23 protein-coding genes and 1 pseudogene are annotated in these 22,909 nt (G+C 36.6%); 8 read left to right on the plus strand and 16 right to left on the minus strand.

What is annotated here, in order from left to right:
* Positions 1-84: 84 nt before the first annotated feature.
* Positions 85-723 carry a Fe-S biogenesis protein NfuA gene (gene nfuA, locus ASC84_RS10805; RefSeq protein ID WP_004819478.1) on the minus strand — a complete coding sequence of 213 codons (639 nt, stop codon included), beginning with the start codon at positions 721-723 and terminating at the stop codon, positions 85-87.
* Positions 724-1,130: 407 nt separating this feature from the next.
* Between nfuA and ASC84_RS10810 the strand changes: the two genes are divergently transcribed.
* The 5 genes from ASC84_RS10810 (at position 1,131) to ASC84_RS10835 (ending at position 5,975) form a co-directional block, all read left to right on the plus strand.
* Positions 1,131-2,681 carry a hypothetical protein gene (locus ASC84_RS10810; RefSeq protein ID WP_056514535.1) on the plus strand — a complete coding sequence of 517 codons (1,551 nt, stop codon included), beginning with the start codon at positions 1,131-1,133 and terminating at the stop codon, positions 2,679-2,681.
* Between the two features lie 269 nt (positions 2,682-2,950).
* On the plus strand, positions 2,951-3,739 hold the full coding sequence (locus ASC84_RS10815; protein WP_056514538.1) for a crotonase/enoyl-CoA hydratase family protein: 789 nt from the start codon (positions 2,951-2,953) through the stop codon (positions 3,737-3,739).
* 49 nt (positions 3,740-3,788) lie between these two features.
* Positions 3,789-4,697: an alpha/beta fold hydrolase gene (locus ASC84_RS10820; protein WP_056514540.1), complete on the plus strand. Its 909-nt coding sequence runs from the start codon at positions 3,789-3,791 to the stop codon at positions 4,695-4,697.
* A 29-nt stretch (positions 4,698-4,726) separates the two neighbouring features.
* A complete protein-coding gene (locus ASC84_RS10825) occupies positions 4,727-5,287 on the plus strand; it encodes a TetR/AcrR family transcriptional regulator (RefSeq protein WP_004722653.1) in 561 nt (186 codons plus the stop codon).
* Positions 5,288-5,732: 445 nt separating this feature from the next.
* The gene (locus ASC84_RS10835) at positions 5,733-5,975 is read left to right on the plus strand and encodes a lysozyme inhibitor LprI family protein (protein ID WP_216076340.1); all 243 of its coding nucleotides are present in this window, start codon (positions 5,733-5,735) and stop codon (positions 5,973-5,975) included.
* Here the strand turns inward: ASC84_RS10835 and ASC84_RS10840 are convergent.
* The 11 genes from ASC84_RS10840 to ASC84_RS10890 all read right to left on the minus strand — a co-directional run bounded on the left by ASC84_RS10840 (position 5,969) and on the right by ASC84_RS10890 (position 16,871).
* On the minus strand, positions 5,969-6,553 hold the full coding sequence (locus tag ASC84_RS10840) for a hypothetical protein (RefSeq protein ID WP_056514542.1): 585 nt from the start codon (positions 6,551-6,553) through the stop codon (positions 5,969-5,971). The genes ASC84_RS10835 and ASC84_RS10840 overlap by 7 nt on opposite strands.
* Before the next feature lie 178 nt (positions 6,554-6,731).
* Positions 6,732-7,358 (minus strand): hypothetical protein, encoded by a 627-nt coding sequence (locus ASC84_RS10845; RefSeq protein WP_056514544.1) that lies wholly within the window; start codon positions 7,356-7,358, stop codon positions 6,732-6,734.
* Positions 7,359-7,498: 140 nt separating this feature from the next.
* Entirely contained in the window at positions 7,499-8,416 is a 918-nt protein-coding gene (locus tag ASC84_RS10850; protein ID WP_056514546.1) for an HARLDQ motif MBL-fold protein, read from the minus strand.
* A 139-nt stretch (positions 8,417-8,555) separates the two neighbouring features.
* Positions 8,556-9,683, minus strand: coding sequence for an acyltransferase (locus ASC84_RS10855; RefSeq protein WP_056514549.1), 1,128 nt, complete (start codon positions 9,681-9,683; stop codon positions 8,556-8,558).
* A gap of 58 nt (positions 9,684-9,741) precedes the next feature.
* Positions 9,742-10,155, minus strand: a complete 414-nt coding sequence (pgaD, locus tag ASC84_RS10860) for a poly-beta-1,6-N-acetyl-D-glucosamine biosynthesis protein PgaD (RefSeq protein ID WP_056514552.1) — start codon at positions 10,153-10,155, stop codon at positions 9,742-9,744.
* A gap of 33 nt (positions 10,156-10,188) precedes the next feature.
* A complete protein-coding gene (pgaC, locus tag ASC84_RS10865) occupies positions 10,189-11,454 on the minus strand; it encodes a poly-beta-1,6-N-acetyl-D-glucosamine synthase (RefSeq protein ID WP_004722670.1) in 1,266 nt (421 codons plus the stop codon).
* Between the two features lie 8 nt (positions 11,455-11,462).
* Positions 11,463-13,421: a poly-beta-1,6-N-acetyl-D-glucosamine N-deacetylase PgaB gene (gene pgaB / locus ASC84_RS10870; RefSeq protein ID WP_227515133.1), complete on the minus strand. Its 1,959-nt coding sequence runs from the start codon at positions 13,419-13,421 to the stop codon at positions 11,463-11,465.
* Positions 13,422-13,983: 562 nt separating this feature from the next.
* Positions 13,984-14,322 carry an FKBP-type peptidyl-prolyl cis-trans isomerase gene (locus ASC84_RS10875; RefSeq protein ID WP_004722677.1) on the minus strand — a complete coding sequence of 113 codons (339 nt, stop codon included), beginning with the start codon at positions 14,320-14,322 and terminating at the stop codon, positions 13,984-13,986.
* Positions 14,323-14,539: 217 nt separating this feature from the next.
* Positions 14,540-15,163 (minus strand): MgtC/SapB family protein, encoded by a 624-nt coding sequence (locus ASC84_RS10880; protein ID WP_004722679.1) that lies wholly within the window; start codon positions 15,161-15,163, stop codon positions 14,540-14,542.
* A gap of 107 nt (positions 15,164-15,270) precedes the next feature.
* Entirely contained in the window at positions 15,271-15,801 is a 531-nt protein-coding gene (locus tag ASC84_RS10885) for a YaeQ family protein (RefSeq protein WP_004722682.1), read from the minus strand.
* 56 nt (positions 15,802-15,857) lie between these two features.
* Positions 15,858-16,871, minus strand: a complete 1,014-nt coding sequence (locus ASC84_RS10890) for a GTP-binding protein (protein WP_056514558.1) — start codon at positions 16,869-16,871, stop codon at positions 15,858-15,860.
* 446 nt (positions 16,872-17,317) lie between these two features.
* Here ASC84_RS10890 and ASC84_RS10895 point away from each other — a divergent pair, with 446 nt between their 5' ends.
* Complete coding sequence (locus ASC84_RS10895) at positions 17,318-17,545, plus strand: hypothetical protein (RefSeq protein ID WP_004722685.1); 228 nt, start codon at positions 17,318-17,320, stop codon at positions 17,543-17,545.
* A gap of 171 nt (positions 17,546-17,716) precedes the next feature.
* Here ASC84_RS10895 and ASC84_RS10900 read toward each other — a convergent pair whose 3' ends face one another.
* Together ASC84_RS10900 and ASC84_RS10905 are read right to left on the minus strand one after the other, a co-directional pair.
* The gene (locus ASC84_RS10900; protein ID WP_056514561.1) at positions 17,717-17,989 is read right to left on the minus strand and encodes a hypothetical protein; all 273 of its coding nucleotides are present in this window, start codon (positions 17,987-17,989) and stop codon (positions 17,717-17,719) included.
* A gap of 34 nt (positions 17,990-18,023) precedes the next feature.
* Positions 18,024-18,632: a glutathione S-transferase family protein gene (locus ASC84_RS10905; protein ID WP_056514564.1), complete on the minus strand. Its 609-nt coding sequence runs from the start codon at positions 18,630-18,632 to the stop codon at positions 18,024-18,026.
* A gap of 478 nt (positions 18,633-19,110) precedes the next feature.
* Here ASC84_RS10905 and ASC84_RS10910 point away from each other — a divergent pair, with 478 nt between their 5' ends.
* The gene (locus ASC84_RS10910) at positions 19,111-19,452 is read left to right on the plus strand and encodes a hypothetical protein (protein ID WP_004819444.1); all 342 of its coding nucleotides are present in this window, start codon (positions 19,111-19,113) and stop codon (positions 19,450-19,452) included.
* Positions 19,453-19,615: 163 nt separating this feature from the next.
* Here ASC84_RS10910 and ASC84_RS10915 read toward each other — a convergent pair whose 3' ends face one another.
* Positions 19,616-20,137 (minus strand): acyl-CoA thioesterase, encoded by a 522-nt coding sequence (locus ASC84_RS10915; RefSeq protein WP_004722691.1) that lies wholly within the window; start codon positions 20,135-20,137, stop codon positions 19,616-19,618.
* 434 nt (positions 20,138-20,571) lie between these two features.
* Positions 20,572-21,387, minus strand: a pseudogene (locus tag ASC84_RS10920) (patatin-like phospholipase family protein); the annotation flags it as partial.
* Between the two features lie 308 nt (positions 21,388-21,695).
* Here ASC84_RS10920 and chrA point away from each other — a divergent pair.
* Complete coding sequence (chrA, locus tag ASC84_RS10925; protein WP_056514572.1) at positions 21,696-22,904, plus strand: chromate efflux transporter; 1,209 nt, start codon at positions 21,696-21,698, stop codon at positions 22,902-22,904.
* Positions 22,905-22,909: the final 5 nt, after the last annotated feature.

The following is a 22,909-nucleotide window of genomic DNA, read 5'->3' on the forward strand; positions in this document are numbered from 1 at the left end:
AATTTAGCTATGTGACATCCATAAAAAAACCTCCGAAATTTGGAGGTTTTAAAGAACAGTCAAATATCTACATTGATATACAGATTATTTGAAATAAGCGCCTTCTGCTTGACTATGGTCAGTCTGATCGACCACACGCCCGAGTTCAGGAATATGCTCTTTAAGTGTGGTTTCTACGCCTTGTTTTAACGTCACATCAATCGCAGAACAGCCTTGACAGCCACCACCGAATTTTAATACCGCAGTTAAACCATGTTCTTCATCTTCAACCACTTCTACCAGTGCGCAGTTTCCGCCATGCCCTGCCAATCCAGGATTGATCTCTGCCTGAAGAATATAAGTAATTCGTTCTTCCATAGACGCATCTGGACCAACACGTGGTACTTTCGAGTTAGGTGCACGGAAAGTAAGCTGCCCACCAAAACGGTCTTTGTTGTAATCAATTACAGCATCTTTCAGATATGGAATCGACGGTGTATCAATAAATGCAGGGAAATCAGGATAATCTTGTTTGTAATCTGTTGGAGCAATTTCATCAGGTGCACTATATGCCATACAACATTCAGCACGTGGAGTACCTGGATTTTCAACAAATACACGAACGCCAATTCCTGGAGTATTTTGCTTCTCCAAAAGATCTTTTAAATACTCTTGCGCATTGGGAGTAATCAATAAATTTGGAATTTCTTCTGCAACCGCAGTATTGGTGTTCTCAGTCGACATAACTCTATCCTCAAGCTGAAGTCGGTATTTTAACTGAAGATGAGGCTGAATGAGTGAAAATCAACTAAAATTGTCGGAATTAACTTAAAAAGATGTAAAAAATATAACCTACGCAAATTTCAACATAAAATATTCGCATAATAAATGAATATAAATCATACACAAATTGATATTTACTGCATTTTAGCTTATCAACAAATCGCGCTTTAAAACGCACAAAATGACACCAATGAAACTTTTATAAATGAAATACTAAGCTTAATTTTAGACATTTTTAGCACTGATTTATTCAATTTGTACGACCAATTTATCTAAATTTTGTCAGAAAATGCCACCCAAATATTGAATATGGCATGGATAATGTATACATCTGTATATTAATGATGAAATAAAACGAGATATTTTGCATGTCCAGTTCAATTGACGGTTTACAGTTTCCAGTTCATCCAAAGACTCAAAAAAGTAGCAGCTCGCAAGTCGGTAAAGAAATCATTGCGGAAGCACTTTCCTTGGTTGATCATCTCAGCGCACAGCAAGCTTTAGATGAAAAAAACTGGCGTAAAAATTATCCAGTTTATTTTAAGGCATTGGTTGAACATGGCATTCGTTCAAGTCATAACGCCATCACTATTGCCAAACAAGGCTTACACAAAGCCCAACATAGCTTTGATTTCTTTAGAGATGGACAACGCTATTCTTTAAAAGATATTGGTACAGTTCCAGTACTAGACAAGATTCAAAGCGTTAGTTTTAAAGGTCATTCAGATGCGGAGGTGGAGTGGTTTGTACCCTATCACGGGCAAAAGCTACAAGGCGAAGCGCTATATCAGCAAATTCAAAAGTGGCAAGACACTGGCATTATTGAAGCCAGCCATGCAGACGCCCTCAGAGAAGTGATTGCACATCCTGAATGGTTTGATTTATCGGATCGTACCTTAGTTTTATTTGGCGCAGCTTCAGAGGCAGGCCCATTAACATGGTTATCAAAATGGAAAGCCAATATTGTTGCCGTTGATCTACCCAATGAACGCGTTTGGGAGAGAATTCTTAAAACCATTGAAAATGGCAATGCTACACTGTACGCACCTAGTTTTCAAAAAATCGTCAATAACCATGATATTGACGAATTAAAAAGTAAACTTGGGGCAAATTTACTGACCCAAATTCCAGAAATTACACAATGGCTTTGTGATAATCCACACAAGTTAGATTTGGCCTCTATTGCTTATTTGGATGGTGAGAAACATGTACGTGTGTCGATGGCAATGGACACAATTATGAGCCATGTCAGTGAACACAAAAATGATTCGTCTCTGATGTATATGTGTACGCCTACAGATGTCTATGCTGTACCAGAAGAAGTGATTGAAGGTTCAAACAAAAAGTTCAAACATAGATCAAAATTTGAAACCGTATTCAGCAAAGGGATTGCAGCACTTTCCTTAAAGCAATTCTTTAAGCACCATGATCAACAATTGATTAGCTCTGACAATGGTAAATTCTATGGGATTGCTGATTGTCTGGTGGTTGAGCAAGGCCCTAATTATGCCTTGGCAAAACGTATTCAACAGTGGCGCGCAACTTTAGCACGGCATCAGGGGCAACATGTCAGTATCAATATTGCGCCATCTACGACAACACATTCGGTCACCAAGAATCCTTTGCTTAAAGCTGCGTTTAACGGTGCAAGTTTGTTTGATGTAGAAGCGTTCCGTCCTGAGACAACCAATTCAATTATGGCAGCGCTTTGGATCCATGACTTAAGAAATCCGAAGTCTGTTGCAAATCCAGAAACTGAGATGGGTCATCCATTAGAATTGATGATGGAAGGCGCAAATCATGGTGGTTTATGGCGTGTCGCCTATCTTGCTCGCACAGCCTTACCTTTTGCTGCAATTTATGGATATGCGAGTGATAAATTGCCGATGCAAAAGCTTTTAACCAAGTTTAAAAAGTAATCCTTCAGGTTTAAATCTCTTTAAATTAAATGCCCAGTGATAAATTTAGCTGGGCATTTAAGTATATGAACACAATTTTAAATCTTATTAAATTCATAATAAAAGGCATAGGCATTCCCCCATAGCGTCAAATAACATACACAATGCAGCAATCCTTTAACGCCTTAAATATGCTATACCAATGTAAACAGTTCAGTCATTCTAAAATGATTGACAGTTTTCTAACGATCGTTTAAAAACTTATAAAACAACCAATGAGAGAACAACAAATGTCAAATCTACAAGGAAAAGTCAGTCGTGAAATTCGTGGTCATATTTTTTTAATTGGCTTAGATCGTGCAGATAAACGCAATGCTTTTGATAGTCATATGATTCACGACCTATCACTGGCTTTAACTGAATATGAAAATAATCCACAACTACGCTGTGCGGTGGTCTTTGCCCATGGCGAGCATTTTACCGCAGGATTGGACTTGGTTGAGTTACAACCAAAATTAGCCGATGGTGTTTTTAATTTTAGCGATGATATTGTGAATCCTTGGGGAACTGTTGGGCGTCAAAGAACAAAACCGTTGGTAACCGCCGTACAAGGCTATTGTTATACCGCTGGTATTGAATTGATGTTGAATTCTGACATTGTTATTGCCAATGAAAATACTCAATTTACCCAAATTGAAGTACAGCGCGGTATCTTACCGTTTGGTGGTGCAACAGTACGTTTCGTCCAAGCCGCTGGCTGGGCAAAAGCTATGAAATATGTGTTAACTGGAGATTTATTTTATGCACAAACAGCCTATGAAATGAACTTAGTCACTGAGGTTGTTGAGGATAACCAACAGTTAACGCGTGCCATAGAGCTGGCTGAACGTATTGCCAATGCTGCACCACTTGCTGTCCAAGCGGCACTGCATTCGGCACATCAAGCCTTTTTACAAAGTCCTGAAGTCGCATTTGCAAACCTACAAAATCTACTTAGCCCTTTACTCGCCTCTGAAGATGCGCAAGAAGGTGTGAGAGCAATGATCGAACGTCGAGCACCACAGTTTAAAGGCAAGTAAACCAATCATAGCGATATACGGAGATAACCTAATAACTGTGGGAACAATCATGCAAAATTTAAAGTATTCAACTGAAATCAAACACTTGAATGGCAATAGTTTTACCAGCCAAGCCATCAGCTTTAAGGCATTGGATGGTTATGTACTGGCTGGCGTACTTTACACCCCAGTCAATACAATCAAAGCAAATCTTGTTGTTTCCAGTGCAACAGGTGTCCCACAAGCATTTTATCGCCGCTTCTCTGAATATGCAGCACAATTGGGTTATCAGGTACTCACTTTTGATTATCGTGGCGTGGCCAAATCTGCGCCACAGCAATTAAAAGGTTTTAAAATGTCATATCTGGATTGGGGAAAATTAGATTTAGCAGGTGCAATTGACTACAGTTTTAAACAAGATATGCCCCTATTTTTAGTTGGACATTCTTACGGCGGACAAGCTTTAGGGTTGACACCGAATCACGACAAGGTAAGTGCAATGTATTGTTTTGGCACAGGTGCTGGCTGGCATGGCTATATGCCATTGAAAGAAAAAATTAAAGTTCAGGTAATTTGGAACATTATCTTTCCACCTATGGTGGCGATTACAGGTTACTTACCTTGGAGTAAACTCAATATGGGTGCAGATTTACCTAAAGGGGTCTACCAGCAATGGCGTAGATGGTGTAAAAATCCCACTTACTTTTTTGCAGATCCTGAGCAACAAAATTTGCATGAACAATATGCTCAGATTAAAACGCCAATTTATGCAGTGGCTGCTTTAGATGATGATTGGGCATTGCCAAATTCTCGTTATGCTTTTATGCAACATTATAAAAATGCGCCCATGCACTTTATCAACATATCAGCCGACGAATTTGGTTTAAAACAGATTGGACATATGGGCTATTTTCGTCAAGGTTCGGAGCCAATTTGGGATAAAATGTTTAATACTTTCGAGACATTCATCCACAATTAATTTTAAGCCCATAAGCAGCAAGGTCATCTATGCGCCCACAAAAACTTAGGCCTGAACACATGTTAAATACCTGTGCTTTGCAATTTAAAGCACATGGTTATGCAGGGACAAGTATGGAGATGTTGGCAAAAGCATGTGGACTCAGTAAAGCATCGTTTTATTATTATTATCCCAACAAACAAGCCTTATTGATGCAGATCTTAGCGCACACTCATCTTTATTTAAATCAATCGCTGTTTAAACTCGAAGATTTTGCTGTAGTGGATGCAAATCAACAATTTCAAATCATCCATGATAAAGCTGTTCATTTTTTTAGTTATGAAATAAAAGGCTGTTTAGTTGGGATATTGTCCTTAGAGGCAAGCCATATTTCTTTAGAAGTCTTGGAAAAAATCCGTGAAATTTTCCAAGATTGGCAAAATGCCTTGTATCAATTATTTCAACAAAAAATGGATCAAGCCGATGCACAAATTTTGGCAAAAATAAGTGTGGCCGATTATGAGGGTGCGATTTTAATGTATCGACTAAATAACGATCTGTTCTATTTAAATCAAGTCAAAGCGCGAATTTCTCAACAACTCTCCTTATAATACTCGACTGATTTGCAACTTCTTGGTGAAAATTAAATGATAAAAAAGATCAAATATAGTTTTTTAGCTTTGCTTTTTATGAGCCTATTCAATACAGCTTATGCACAATGTAATCAGCAAGATCAACGACAAGCTTATCAATGTATGCAGCAGCAATTAAAAACAGATAAAGCCAAAATAATAGGGTCTGTTGACAATTCGTCTACGTTTGCGACTACGTGTGTTTTTTAGGCGATACTAGGCACGAAATATGAAATTTAGTCATTCTAAATGAATAGTTCGTAACGACGTAGCGGCAAAAAACACGCTAGTCCCGAAGGGTTGTGGCTAAAATTATCTCAGCCTACGTTATGAAACTTGAAAATAGTTTCGCTATTATCATTCATGCTTTACGACGTATACGTCTCATGCTCAATTTTAACCTACAACGCAAGCCGTTTATGAAATGCCAACAGACCCTGAGTTATATCAACGCATTTATCTGCAATACGATGATAACAACAAGTTATTACTAGAAAAATCACAAAAAGCATGGCTCAATTATCGTGATGCTCAATGTAATGAACTCATGGGAAGTCTTACTTATGGTGCTTTGGGATTGGCATCAGGATTTGCACATTTAGATTGTGAAATCAATTCCACAACATTTCGACTAAAAGAATTAAGCAGTCTAATAGAAAATCAATAACGATCTTTAAATTCGGCTTTATGTTCTATGCCTTGATGATCAACATGCGCATAGAACACCCCATAACGTCCGACATAGTATTCAAGTGATTGTTCATGATAGCTCCAAAAAATAGACCATTCGCCAAAATCAAAAGACCCGATCTGACTTTGTGTATTCATCGGCATTTTACTGAGTACTTCATGCTGAATATGCCCTGCTTGAGAAAAATCTTTGGTCTGTAAAGCTTGTTCAAAAAACAGTTGCGCCGCTGCATCAAATAACCGTTGGTCTTCATCAGTGATCGGCTTGGCGGGGGGATGTTGCTCCTCAAGTACGGTCGGCTGCTCTACTTGAACTGTAGAATTTAATGGTGCTGTTGCTACTGTTGAACTCGCCTTTTGTCGCTCTTCTGCAATCATCTGTTTAATCAGCTTGGTTTTTTCGGGCAGTTCATGCTCTTCTTGAGGATTTTGAACCAATTGAGATAACGCTTGTCGTTGTTCTTCAAAAGCTGCATTAATTTTTTGTTTAGCAACCCACCGCCATAACACATATAGCGTGATCAAAAATAATAGGACAATGATAAATTTCAACATAGCGTAATCTCAAGCATATAATACGCCCCAGTTCAGACTCATGAGCTAAGTTTAAAGCTGAGTATTTTGATTGTTTTTTTAATAGTTTACCCAGTAAATTGTATAACTATCTCACTAGAGATACCCAGCTTAAACGTAACAATTGTTTTCTTTATACAGATAAACCAGATCTCTTATTTTAATTTTGTAATGCTTTTAGATCACCTGAAGCAAATACGATCCCTTTGTCTGGCACCTTTTTGAGTATTACGGGTTTTCCTATATTTTTATATATCGGTTGATCATCTTTAAGCACTTTTAAAGCAATTTTTTGAATAAAAATCTGATCATTTTTACTATACAGCTTTACCCCACCTTCATCTGAGGCCATATAATGAACTTTCACATGATAGATATTTTGTAGATCTGGCATCCACACAATCACTAAATCACCGCCACGTTCATACATATTGTCAAACACAATCGTATCTGCATCCACTTGCTCAGATTTAACACCAACATAACCACTTGCATCCGCCAGTTGATCGACTAAATATAATGATTTTTTAGCACCCAACTGTATCCCATACGCTGAAAAATATTGCTCTCGATCTTGCTTTTTACGGATACAGGAATAGGTTTTTAATACGACTTTTGTTGAGCGTAATTGATAAGTTTGAGGTAAAAATATGTCTTCATCATCTTGATAACATTGTTTTGAAAGCTGCATTTGAATGTTCAATTGTTGAAATTCTTGTGCATATATAGATGACGTGATCACGACACTACAAATGAATAATAACTGTTTGATATATTGTATTTTCATTTCAATTTTCTAAATTTTAGGATAAGCCGTTATCTGTTGTATATCATTTAAAAACAAATGATCAGTTTTATCTGAATTATAGCAATATTTAAAATAAAACATGCTATATAACACATATAGCATGTTTTATTTTAAATTAATTATTGTAATGTTTTAAACTGCGCTAAACGTTGTTGCTGCTGTAATTGTTGTTCAAATTCAACTCTCCCCTTCGCTACATAATTTTGTAAACCCGTCTGATCAATAAATGCTTTTTTATCCCCCGCATTCAATTTAGCTAATTTCTGCTTCATATGGAAGCGATCCGCTTTATTGGCAAGGAAAATATCTGCATGGATTGCATCCAAAGTTTTAAATGTGTGTCGTATGTCTGAAACTAGATTTGGATAATTGTTATTGTTTAACAAATAATAACCGCCCGTAAATAAACTGTCAGCATAGATGACTTTATAGTTTTTAAAGTGATAACGGATATCTGTCGTCCAAGAGGTTGCACCTGGCAAATGGCCTGGCGTCGCATGTGCTGTAAAGATTTGACGACCGAGCTTTAATTGTTGCCCATCTTTGATAATGATATCTACAGCTACAGATGGAAAAGGCAATTGCTTACCTAAAGCAAAATCAGTCACGCCGCCATTTTCTAGCATTTCGGCATTGGCAGCACTTGCGACCAATTGAGCACCACTCCATTGTTTTAATTTGGCAAAACCACCAGCTTGATCTAGACGCGCATGACTATTAAGTAGATATTTTACATCTGTGATTTTAAAACCCAATTTTTCAATATTGGCCTTAATCTGCGCTGCCGATTGATCAATCCCACTATCAATTAAAACCAAACCATCACCTGTATCAAACAGTACCGAAGATAAATTTTCAGTACCGACATAATAAACATGATTAAAAATTTTAAAGGGCTCGATGGGCGTATTCCACGATTCAAACAAACTCATCGGCGGTGCATCGGTCAATGCTTGCTGAGCATTTAACGGTGCTGCTTGAGTAAATTGAAAGCTCATTGCGATCAATGAAATAGCAATCGATTTGAACAGATGCATATAAGCGATCCATGCTAAAAATGAGTCGCCCATACTTGATTAAATCAGGATATTTATCAATTTTTTAATGTCTAAAAAACAACTCAATACATCTTAAATTGTAAACAATATTTGCAAATTGTATGTGTGTTTTGAAGGACTAATTTAAAACCTTGTCGGCAATTTTATTACTGACCTTAATAGCCAACTGATCAACATAATCACTATAAAAATTCGCAGCAATCAGGGTGACAAAAATCGCAGTTAGCCCTGAGCAGATTACCGCGAGAGAATAACTCCAATGCCAACTTAAAAATAAGTTAAACAACGGAATACAGATTAAATACAGCATCATTAGATGTAATAGATAAATGGAAAAAGATAACTTTCCTAACCAGACTAAAACGGGGTGATCTAAGCCTTTAGAAAGTAATGGGCTCATCAAAACACTATAAACAATTAAAATCCCAGCGATGAAATTACTATAATCATAAGTATTCTCCCCTAAAATATGATGAACCCAGCTATAGGCTGCACTAGTATTATGTGCACCCGCTAAATATAGGCCAATCAATAACATAGGAATGGCTAAAGCATTTGAAAGTGGTTTGGCATACAGATAAATATAGATACCAATAATAAAACTGGAAATCCCAAAGCTAAAGCCTTGCCCTCGCCAAAGAAATGCAAGACAAGGAATTAAAAGTGAGCCTACCCAAAAAGCAATATGTTTATAATGATACAAATAGAGTAGAAAAAATAATGCAAATGAACCCATAAGCTCAATCGTCATCGTCCATAACACCCAGTTTATATCACTTTCTGAGAATAAAAATGCACCAATAGTTCCTTCATATAATGCATGTTTAAAACTAAAATCTTGTATCGCAAATGCATGTAACCAAGCACCAACATGACTACTATCAATATGGATGACTTTAAAGACCAGCCAAATAATAATGCATGAAGTCAGTGCTGGAATCATTAAACGCGGATAGCGTTTAATCATCATATTTTTAATCTTTGCATGAAATTGTTGAGGACTTTTTAAGATCGCATAACTGAGCACAAAGCCACTTAAAACAAAAAATACAAAAACAGCAGCATCACCTGAGTAGAGAAAACCAAAAGGCAAATGATGTATAGCATACACCCAAGCCAAATCTGTTTTCTCATGGGGATCAAAATGATGTAAAAATGGAAAAAAACTCATTGCAAGATGAGAAAATACGACAGCTAAACAAGCTAAACCTCGAATACTTTCTGCCGAGTTTATTTTTGCGGACATCTATGTTTCCCTGTGAAAACAAAAGCCCCAACCTGTGGGACTTTTGCTGACTAAGCCATTAGTCAATATATGTGATGCGACCATCAGCATCATGATGAACTGTAGCGATTTTTTGCTGACGAGAATGTAGAAGATCATCTACATTTAAATTGAAATGGTCAGCATATTCTTGTGTAGATTTAGCTTCTGCTTCCTTTTTGGTCTTCGCTGGAACAAAGTTACTCCATAACCACAAAGAAATCGCACAAGCAATCAACGCAAACAACCCGCTTTCTAGGGCTTTTGCAAAAGCATTAAAGAAGTAATGTACCAGTTGTGGTTTCTCAAGTGAAAGATATCCCACCAAGATGACAATAGGTCTCCAAAGCAACAACCAAAATGCCCACAGCATTGCCGTCATTGTCGTGGAGAAATAACGACGATGCCACGGTAACTGCTTACGTACATCAATAATCAAAGAGTTTGTTTTCATATTCATATCTCAAAACTTATTCTGACTAAAATGTTAGTCATCATGTCGCATACCACGATCGGGGCTGACCCACCGTGCCCTTTTACTTTCTCCACGTAAAAGAACTTTTGGGAATGCAACAATACTTGCCGTTACTGTAATCAACCAAAATACAAAGGGATACCAAATCATCCAATAGTAGTTTTTCACTAAACTCGATTCGTAACGACTATCCATCCACTTACTGATTGCGAACTGCAGTAAACAAGTTGTACCGAGTAAAATACCTGTTCCCATCGGTAATAATGGGGAGCTCATTGCTGGGAAGCCTGCATACGGTAGCAGCAAGTGCAAGATCCAGAAAATCACCATAATCAGCATTAAATATGACCAGACTAAGGTGAGGATCAACTCAATAATCAAGGGCCATAGAAAATTCAGTTTCGGTTTAAATAATACATCAAAATTCTTAATTAAAACTTGCGCGCCACCCATGGCCCAACGTAAGCGTTGTTTCCATAGACCATCAAAGGTTTCTGGCATTAAAATCCAAACCAAGGCATTCGGTTCAAACTTTACATCCCAACCCGCACGATGCAATTTCCAAGTAATATCAATATCTTCAGTTAACATGTTTGGTGACCAATAGCCCACCTCATGTACAGCACTTTTACGAAAAGCAGTAATCACACCAGAAACTGTAAATAAACGACCAAAAGTACGTTGTGCACGTTTAATCATACCGACAATTGAAGAAAATTCACCAACTTGAATCCGTCCCAGTAAAGTCGAACGAGTACGAATACGTGGATTACCTGTCACAGCCGCAACTGTAGGATTATTGAGAAAATGACGAATCATCCACTGTGCAGCATATGGATCAAGTAACGCATCACCGTCAATACCAATTAAAAACTCAGCATCGGTAAGCAAACTACCCGCTTGTAATGCCATGGCTTTACCTTGGTTTTCAGCCAAATGTACGACGCGAAGCTTGTCATACTTCAATGCCAACGCATTTAAGATTTCTGCTGTATTGTCAGAACTCCCATCATTAATTGCAATGACTTCAAAGTTTGGATAATTCAACTTTAATGCATGACTAATGGTCTCATCCGCATTATCTTGCTCATTGAAACATGGCACAAGCACAGCAACTAAAGGATATTCTTCCAATGTTGGGGGTTGAGTATATGGCGGCTCTTTACGTTCTTTCCAATAGAAAATTAAAGCGCCTATCATCCATAGATACGACATAAATAATGGATAATAGAAGATAAAGTTTAATACGGATTGCCACAGGTGTTGAAATGCACTCATATCAGACCTTAAGGAACCAATCGTTGTGGTTTAGAATCAAATACTTTACGCATTTCTGCAGTATTTGGATGATCTTCAATTGGATCATCTGGGTAATACCCCACATGCATCACACCTTGTTGATACAAAGACTGAATCGTTTGAGCAATTTCCGAGGTTGGAATCTTTTGATTATTACGCCAGTTCACTGCTTGTAATTCAAAAATGGTCTTTTTAATCCCATTCGGTTGTTTCTTCACGTTTTGCACTAAATCTTTATAAAACTTAGTTGCATCTGGCGCCTGTTCCATATAAGGCATTGCCATAATTGCAGTAAAGTCATAATTTTTAATCGATTGTTCTAAAGACTGGGCATACCAGTTTTCCGAGTATGCTGAAAGTGCAACTTGAGCATATAAGTTACGTGCAGTCAGTAAGAACGGTTGGTAATAACGTGCCTTTTGCGCCAAATCCATTGCAAAGTTATCAATGGTCTTGGTTTTAAAATCTGTCCATTTTTGCAATTTTGCATCATCATTACGAATTTCTTCTAAATCGGCTGGTAAACCAATTTTTTGATAAGCGTTGATGGCTTCTGGACTGGCATCTTCATAATCTGAAAGTGTTGCATCATCATGGAACAAGATGCCATCAAATGTCGTGGATTTCGCTAAATCTTGATATAAGCCTTCAATTACTTTACGTGCTTCTGGTGAATATGGGCTTAAACGATGATATCCCATATTTAAATGATCACTGTCTTTGGCTTGCTGAGTCACCACCACATCTTTAGATGCAGGATTTGAAGCGGGTAAGTCCCAAGCCAATAACGGCATCCAGGCATATAAACGACTGACCTGAGTACGCGTTTGAATCTGCCATGCAACACGATTGAATAAATCTGCACGCATTGGAAGAGTACGATTTGGGAAATACACCATATCAGCAGAACCATTGGCATCAGGATCAGCAAATGCCTGTAGAAATACCGTGGTTACATTCATTTCACGAATACGGTCTAATAGGTGACCTAAATTTTTCTCTTGCTGCGCTTCATCTGGATCATAAATATAATCTAAATCCACATGCATAACTTTTTGTGGGCGGTTATTGTCAGTAAAATTCATCTGACGACTTTGGATTTCTTGTGCCAAAGAATCCGTAGTCATATTCCCTTCAACAAGAATACGGTTCAAATGACCTAAAGATTTTTCAATATGGTCTGGACCATCATCTAAGCTAATCGTAATAGGCATACCCACTTTTTTAGCCAAAGCAACCGCTTCCATATTATAACGACCATATGGCCACACCATCACACGTGGTGCTTTTAAACCATGTGATTGCAATACTTTATTATTCTTTTTCAAATCACTAAAAATACGATCTGCATAGGCTTTGTCAGATTCATAGGTTTTACTTTTTGGATCGTATTGGCGTGTGACAGCAGCTGGCTCAGAGTTTCCCTGAGGATTGCCTAAAATACCACGATGTAAATTATAACTGTGGCTACCAATTTCAACATAGCCACTCTTTTGCATGGTTTTAAGTTCATCCCAAGTCAAAAGTTTTTTACGTGCTAATTTTTCATCCCCAAATTGAACCATTTCATTGGCTTTAGGTTCTAACCACGAGCCAACGACAGCGAGTACAACAGGAATTTTACGTTGTTTAATGACCGGATATGCATATTGATAAAAAGATTGATAGCCGTCATCAACGGTCAACAATACCGGTTTAGTAGGCAGTTTATATTTGCCTTCATTGGCTTTAATAATTTGATCTACATTGACAAAATTATAGCCGTTTTTTTGTAGCCAATCTAAATGCAGCTCAAACTGTTTCGTGGTCACGGCATAATCTGGAATCACTGCATCATGATTAGGCGTAATTTCATGATAACCAATAATTGTCAGCGTATTTAAATCAATTTTAGGTAATTCGTGCTCTATTGGAGTTTCAGTAGCAACTTGGTCTACTTCTGCCATTGCACTATTATAAAAGGAAGAAAACAATAGTGTTACGCATATCATCGCTGAAGGAGAAAAGTAACGGCTTAGCATATATTTAAATACTCGATCATCATTGTTTTAAATCTGAATTCGTCCGTAGTACATCAATATTGAAATACTAAAATCCTTTTTCAAGACGAATTGAGCCAGAGGTTTTACAACGATGATTTAAAAGAATAAAACTGAAACGAACCTTAAAAATAACTCTGAGCAGAATTATTTATTTGTGACATTTAAACACTTTTAAGACAAAAGTATTGTAGATGATTGTTAAGTATCGAGCAAATAATAAACAAAAAATTAAATCTATTGTGTTTAAAATCACACTATTAGCTCAAAAATAGCCATTTAAATTAAGATTTGGATTATATTTTTATCGCATTGAAATATGCAGAAATGAAGAAGACTTACTCAACATTTTTAGCGCAACATAGTGTAGTCGATAGATGATTCATCAAGCATAAAAAAATAGAGATCAATTGACCTCTATTTTTGCATTCAATGCTGATGGCTAAATTAGCCCAAACATTTAGTGAATTTAATCACGTGTTTTGACATCAAAAAGTTCAATTTCAAAAATCAGATTAGAATTTGCTGGAATGATTTTGCCCATTTTACGCTCACCATAAGCCAAGTGTGCAGGAACGATCAATTTACGTTTACCCCCCACTTTCATCCCCATAATGCCTTGATCCCAACCTTTAATTACACGGCCTGTTCCAATCACTGTTTCAAAGTAATTGCCACGATCAATTGACGAATCAAACTTAGTTCCATCTTCCAGCCAGCCAGTATAATGAGTTGTAATCAAAGCACCTTTTACCGCTTCTTTACCCTCACCAACTTTTAAATCGATAATTTCTAATTCATTTGACATACATTATTCCTATTCATCATTCGGGTTTGTGCAAAGCTTTACACATCACTGTCTTTTGTTCAGTACAATATTCAGCATAACTTTTACAAAAACGTTGATAATCTTGCTCAACCTATTGGGCGTAATTATACGTGTATTTCAACAATTGCGTTTTCCAAAGTTCCGCTTGTTGTACAAAATTGATTAATTCATCTACATTTAAAAAGCGTTTTTTATTTTAAAAACTTAACTCTTTAATCTCTTGATCTAAAAGCAAATAATTGATGAGTTTTTTATGATTTTGTGCAGACCCAATTAAAACCCAGCGCCCAACAATCTGTTTTTCAGTTTTATTTTGTACGCCACGTAAAATTTTCATATTGTATTGCTTAAACAATTCTTCGTATTTATCTAAGGTCTCTTGCTGATAATCACATAAAATCCTGTAATTACGAGCTTGATGAATCGCTTCAATTTTTTCTTGAAAATAGACGAGAAATACTAATACAACCAGTACCAGTATCGTTCCAACAAATGCTAAATATTCATAACCAGCACCAGCGGCCATACCTAATGCAGCCACCATCCAAATCGTTGTTGCAGTGGTAATCCCTGAAATTCGGTTGTCATCTTTAAAAATAACCCCAGCACCTAAAAACCCCAAACCCGTCAGAATATTTGCTGCCAAACGATCAGGATTTTGTACCCCAATTTTGATCGAAAGTATGGTGAATAAGCAGGATGCTAAACTCACCATAATCATGGTGCGTAACCCTGCTGACTTACTGCGATACTCACGTTCTGCACCAATAATCGCACCAATCGCCAAAGCCATCAGTAAGTGGTAGATGTCATTATTCATTGATTTGCTACATAACTATTTTTATCACTCTAGGTATACGAAATTTGAGCAAAAAAAAGCAAGCGATTCGCTTGCTTTTCTTGTCAATTTTTATTGGACAACAATGCTTATTGTAACTGTGTCCATTCAATCACAGCTTGAGCATCATCACCAATTAAAGTCCACTCACCATCCATAACATTTAATTGCAATTGCATTGTGCGTTGACATAAAGCTTGAATTGCAGTTGTCGTCGCCTCAGACAACTGCCATACCTGAACATTTGATAATGTTTTGAGTTTAGAACTTCTTTTATACCATTCTGCAACGGCTGAACCATAGGCGATGACAGCCACTTCTTTACAACGCGCTGCCGCTTTTTTAACTTTGTCTTCGTCAGGCAAACCAACTTCAATCCATTTAATCAACTGTCCGGTTAAATCCTTTTCCCATAAAGCAGGTTCATCAGTTTCAAATAAATCTTTGGTAAATTCCAAACGTTCATCTGCAAAACGAGCATATGCCAATACACGCACCATTAAGCGTTCAATCGTTTCAGATGGATGTAATGCCATCGTGAATTGATAATCACCATATTGATGCACATCCATATTGGCAATATTGAGATCAGCCTTATAAATTGTTGCTTTTAATGCCATGAAAGTTCCAAAAAGTTCTTAAATATGGCGCACAGTCTATAAGATTTTCAAAAGGATTACTGCGTTTTTTCCGCCTGATCAATTCGACAATTCAACAAAGCTGTTTCTAAACTTTCCCAATCACGATTGTGCTGGCTAATGAGTTCAATCCGATTATCCAAGCTTTCTTCACCCGATTTATAATTCAAATTTTCTGGATTAAAATTAAATGTCATCCAACCTTGATTGGTATTGAATATCCCTTTGATCCGCAACCAGTCTTTTTGCTCACACAAGACATCTAACAAGTCATAAAAATCGAATTGCCAACGCTTTGAAAACTTCCAACCTGCAACAGTATATCCATTAGACGTTTCAACATAGTGATAAGGCAATTGTTTAACCACAGGCAGTACTTCATCGGGGTTAAATTGCTTTTGCACTTGGATCAACGGTACAACTTTTCTCTCAATCCCTTGATGTGTTACATCCAGCTGTTGAATATCAAGATTGCCCTGCTCTGCCAATACCCAAGTTTGAATATAGGCAAAATAATCATTTTTAAACTGGTTTAATACCTCATGATCAGACGCAGACATACTATCTGCATGTGAAACCACAACAATTTGTGCAGCTTTTAATTGATCTTGATAAAGCTCTTGATTCACCCATTCAGAATCATGTAAGCGACTCCCATCGATTACTGTCACCAATGCACGCATATCAATTTGCGCTTGCCATTGCGGTTCAGTCAATTGTGCCAAAAGTTGAGCGGGATGACCTAAGCCTGTGGGTTCTATAAATAGTCGATCGGGTTGTTTATCATAAATCAATCGAGACAAGGCAATTTGCATAGGCAATTGTCCTGCACAACATAAACAACCACCGAGTAACTCTTTTACTTCATAGCCTGAGTCTTGTGGTAATAATTGTTGATCTACACCAATTTGTCCAAACTCATTCATCAGCACCGCCCAAGTTTCATTTTCTGGCTTCTGTTGAAGCAAATGCTGTAATAAGGTGGTCTTTCCAGCCCCTAAAAATCCAGAAATAATATGAGTTTTAACTGTTTTTTGGCTTAAAATCTTCAAAGGATCGACTCAGCATATTAAATAAAAGAAATTGATAGTTATCGCGACGCTTCTTATTATTACTGAAAATGTGCCACTAATTTCAGGTTTTAAATCTATTTTTTAAATTAAAATTACAAAAATAATCCAAAACTCCAATATACCATTCATAAAGATTGCATCGTGAATGTTAATTGTAAGTAACAGCATCGTGTATTTTTTAATCAACTTTTCATATTTACATACATTTTTACCTATTGGTAAAAGTCAATGAGTCACAAAAAAACAACATAATACAATGATTTGTTTTAAACATGTAAACCTGTCTGTTACGCTTTGTTGCTTAGGTTGCCCATTTTTTCATCTGCACTTAGCATGACACTACTCCCTGTGATCAGCAACGCATTTAACAACTGACGCTCTCACAGGTCGTTATACGATCAATTCAATGAATTAAGGATGCCAAAATGAAACTCGTTAAAACACTTTTAGCTACTACACTTGCTTTCACTGCTTTCTCAACTTTTGCTGCTACTGATACAGCTGCAACTGAAGCTGAACAAGTTGTTGTATCAACTCAAGAACAACCAGCTGCAGCTGAAGATACTCAAGCTGCTGGTCAACCTACAGCTCAACCTGCGACTGAAAGCGCTGCTGAAGCTCCAGCGACTTCTGCTCCTCAAGCAGGTCAATAAGATTTAACACTCCTCCCGAGTTAGCAATTGGGTTGTCTGAAAAGACGATCTGAATAAAAAGACTAGATCATGCTGCGATTTAGTCTTTTTATTTTTTCTAGAACCATTAAAATTTTTTAAAATAGCTTGTGAGTTGTATATCTCAATAAAAAATATTCAGCAATTTTTAGCTTATTCATCATACTGATTAAAATGTTCATGCTCTAAATAAGCGCTCGAAAAACGACCAATAAATTTACCAGTTTTTTGTAGATCACTTTTCGGTTTCCAAAAACCATTTTCAATAACCCAATCATACACAGAAATATCAAGCGGATATTGCGTCAAAATACACTTAAGCTGATGATCAAAAATATATTTTTCAGCAGCTACTTTATCTGTAAAACAACCGATAATATTTAAATTGTCACTATTCTGAATCATCCAGATAAATTTAAAATCCATTTTTTAAACCATATTCATCCTTGAACAAACTCCGCTAAACTGCCTGAATCCAAGCTACATCTTTTACGGCATCGCGCTGTTGAATCAACAGAATAAACGGCTTAAATTCGTCTAGATATGGCACAATTTTAAAAGAGATGGCGAAGATCAGCCAGTATGCTAAAAACAAATCTGCCGCAGAGATTTGATGCCCCAGCAAATAAGGATTTGCTTGCTTCAGCCCAATTTTAATAAAGTTATAAATTGTTTCTTCTGTACCAAAGCCTAGACTTCTTCTTCGTTCCTGAATTTGTTCTGTTGAAATACCTAAACTTTTAATATCCATGAATTCAGTCAAAGGTCCGTGGCAAAAGAATAACCACTTTAAATATTCTCCACGTTTGGGATCACTCAATGCGGGTGCTAAACCTTTCTCAATATATTTGTCTGCTAAATACGCAAAGATTGCAGGCGTCTCAGAAATGACAGAACCTTGATCCACTAAAAAAGGAATCTTAGCCATCGGATTCAATGCCAAATATTCAGGCTGATTTAAGTCTTTATAATCCACTTGAATAATTTCGACTTGATCTTCGATATCTAATTCTTTTAATAAAGGCAAAATGGTATTTCCACGAGAATGTGCATTGGTATAAAGTTTCATTGTTTTAAATCCATTTTTATCGTGCTTTGAGTATAATCAAAATATCGGTAAGAATGATTAATTTATATGCAAAAGCAATGATGCTTCTTTTCTAAAAAAATAAATTAAATAATTATCAATATCTTATGAAAAAAAATTCCATCCTTTCATAAAGGCTCTAAGCTACAGAAAAATTAACTGCAATTTATTTAAAAAAAATCAATTTATTCTCAATATAGCGATTGATTCAAACCAATAATTTAGAATATTTTTTATATAAATTGCACTTTTAAAAAAATTAAATTCATCCAATAACATCATTTTTCTGATCTTTAATCTTTAAGATAACTCGTACATACGCCAATTATGGCCCTCTGAGTGCTTTTCTAATTCGAATTATTGAATAATTCAGCTATACTATTTTGCACTTAAATAAGTTTGTAAAATTGATAAATTTATAACTAAAACCTGACATATCAAGACTAACGAGGAATCTAAAATGTTAAAAAAACTGATCGGTTTAGGCGTCATCAGCACCCTACTTGTTGCATGTAGCAAACCGTTACCGACAGATAAGCAAAACTACTCAGGCACGTGGCAAAGTGAGGATGGCAGTGTAAATTTGATGATTACACCTGAAGGCCGTGTTGAATATAGCAATAAACAACCTAATTCAAGTTCATCTGTATCTGCCCCAATTTCTAAATTTGAAGGCAATAACTTTAGTGCTGGCATTGGACCACTTTCAACTGAGTTTAAAGTTTCTCAAGCACCGCAACAAACTGCCAATGGGACATGGAGCATGACTGTAGATGGACGTGTTCTTAACAAAGTCAATTAAAAGTACTGCTCTGTCTTTATCAAATTTTTATCTTTTGAATCTATGTTTAAGCGTCAATAGCTTAGTGTTGGCAAATATAGCGTATCACGCTAACCACATTTCATTTAAATTTTGAGACTCTCTAAAGCCCCCCTCATTGGCAATGAGGGGGAAACTTAATCAATTAACCATTTGAAGCTTTTTTATAGATACTGCAAGAAGGATGATGATTTTCTTGTAAACGCGCCACTTTACGTTGTTCAGCCGCTTCAAAACGACAGCGTTTCCAATCATTATCCAGATTTAAAGCTGGAATTTGTTGTGGTTTACCATTTTCATCTACAGCCACCATGGTGAAATAGCAACTGTTGGTATGACGTACTGTACGTTTTTGAATATTTTGTGCTTCAACACGAATCCCGATTTCCATGGAGGTACGACCAACATGGTTGACACTGGCAAGGAAGCTGACCATTTCACCCACATGAATTGGCTCTTTGAAATTCACTTTATCGACTGAAAGTGTCACAACATAACTTCCTGAATAACGACTTGCACATGCATAAGCAACTTGATCAAGTAGCTTAAGGATGGTTCCACCGTGTACATTACCTGAAAAGTTTGCCATATCTGGGGTCATCAAAACGGACATGGTTAATTCTGACTGGTCATCTGTAGCTGGGATCATTTGATCTAATGGAGACATCGTATTCTAGACTCTATTTTGGCAGGAGATTTAAGCCTATTATTATATATCTTTTCAGCTAAAAAACATGTTTAATTCGGCAATTGACCATTCTCTCAATTTATGATTATAAACCTAGTCATTTATTTGAGGTATATCTTATTGGTTTATCAAACATTTTCTATTTTTTACAATATTTCCGCTGCAATCTTGCCATATTTAAGCCGCTGTTGATCCGATAATTGGCATTAAATTTGATAACAATGTTCAGCGTTTACAGGAATGGTTTCTAAAATTATATTAGGCTGTATCACAATTTTCACTTTTTAGACTTAACAAATTTAATCATCATAGATTTCAATAAAGTGATTACTGAAATAGCACATCATCCTTATTCAAATAATCATACAGTGATAAAAGTATAATATTTTTAAATGGATCTATTACGATTGATCTTAGTTTTGAACTTGATATTGCTGCTGAGCAGTTTCAAGACTTTTCTTACTGGCAATAACCACATCTAGATCATGCATACGTTGATTGGCAGCATCGATTCCAGCTTGCATGGTATCCTGACGACCTTTTACATCAAAAATATGCGCTTTTTCGCGCAAATCTGGCTGAATCACAATATCTGCATTTTTTAATTCTTCTGCTGCTAATCGATTTTGCATGATATTGATATTTTGATTAAACAGTCCCCAGACATTCGTGGTTTCCGTGTTAACTGGTTGCGCCAATATATCCACCGCAATCACGATATCCGCACCTAATTCTTTGGCGATATTCACAGGTACTGGGCTAACTAAACCACCATCGACATATTCCTTACCTTTAATTTTGGTGGGAATAAACATACTTGGAATAGATACAGAAGCTCTCACAGCCTGCCCAGTATTGCCATAATTAAAAATTGTTTTTTCACCATTTTGTAATTCTGTAGCAACCACATACATCGGGATCTTCATTTTTTCCAAAGGCATTTGATCGATTTGCTTATTGACATAATCTTCAACTTTTTGCCCATCAAAAAAACCTTTCATCCCAATTTTGAAATCGCGCACATCGCCCACTTTCATATTGAGTGCAATTTGGCGTAATTGTTCAGGCGATTTTCCACTGGCATAAATTGAACCAACAATACTTCCCGCACTTGTTCCAACAATAAAATCAGGTTTAATACCATGTTGTTCCAGCACTTCGATTACACCAATGTGGGCGTAACCACGCGCGCCCCCACTGCCTAAAACCAAAGCAATCACAGGTTTTTTCTTTGATAACTGTTTGTACTGATAAAAAGTATTGTCCAATCGCGAAGAGGCTTCTAAAACTTGCTGTGGTGCTAATCTACTGGCTTGCGATTTTTTTTCGGGTGTGTGTGCACATGCAGTTAGTAACAAACCACAAAACAAAGAAGCTAAGGTTTTCTTTAACAATGACATATACTCTCAGATCATGGCACAATCTAAATTCGCATGTATCTAAGCATAATTTGCAATGATTTGCTGTTGTATTTATTTATTCTGTCATGATTTTCGATTAGATTATAAAAATCAATGTCTAAAATAATCCTAAAAATATGCCCACACTTTTTGAAATTTTTTGGATTTTTTTAAAATTAGGCTGTAGTAGCTTTGGCGGTCCAGCCGCACATTTAGTGTTTTTTAAACAGACTTTTGTAGAGAAAAAGCATTGGCTAAATGAGCAGCAATATGCTCAACTGCTTGCACTTACCCAACTACTCCCAGGCCCAAGTAGCAGTCAAATGGGTATGGCTATCGGCTATTTGCAACATCGATATTTAGGCGCAGTTGCTGCATGGATTGGGTTTACCCTCCCTTCAGCATTGCTAATGTTTGGCTTAGCACAATTCATTCAACATCATCCAATTTTTAATGTAACCTTATTTTCAACAATCCATTCGATCATCTTGGCAATTATCGTCTTTGCTTTTTTTCAGATGTTTAAAAGCTATTGTAGAACCAAATTACAAGTTGCCTTAATGCTTGTCAGTACTGTGCTACTGCTCCTATTTTCCAATGCATGGATACAACTTACAATTATCCTTGGTACTGGTTGTTTAGCCATTTTAATGACGCGATTTGCATATATTCAAAATGATTCAAATAATCTTGCTATGGCAAAGCAGCATATAAATTTTAAGGTCTTGCCAATCGCTCATCGTCATCATTCAATCTGGTTGATTGGCTTTATTTCAATTTTTTTAGCCTTGTGCTTAGCCATGCTTTTTTCCAACAAGCTACTATTTCAAGCCAGTTTTAGTTTTTATAAAACAGGCGCTCTGGTCTTTGGTGGTGGCCATATAGTTCTTCCCATGCTTCATCAAGATTTTGTCGATACAGGTCTAATCAGCAAACAAAACTTTGAATTAGGTTACGCACTTGCGCAATTTATGCCAGGGCCACTGTTTAGCTTTGCCAGTTATCTTGGTGCATATTTGCCCCTTACAGCTTTTCCCATTGTTAATGCTGCCATAACAACACTGTTGATCTTTCTACCGTCTTTTTTCTTTGTTTTTTTAGCTTTGCCTTACTGGTCTAAACAACTTGAGAATCGTTATATTGAAAATTCTGTAATGCTCATCAATGCCGCAGTTGTTGGATTTATCCTGTCTGTGATTGTCCCCATGCTACAAAAAACCATGGGCAATCCATTAGATATTCTCACAGCCTGTTTAATGCTGTTAAGTCTAAAACTTAAAATTTCAATTTTTATCAGTATTCCTAGTCTTTTATTTATTCATTATGCCTTGCTGAATTTCATTTAAAAAGC

The organism is Acinetobacter sp. Root1280 (genome assembly GCF_001425285.1).
GTDB classification, from domain to species: domain Bacteria; phylum Pseudomonadota; class Gammaproteobacteria; order Pseudomonadales; family Moraxellaceae; genus Acinetobacter; species Acinetobacter guillouiae.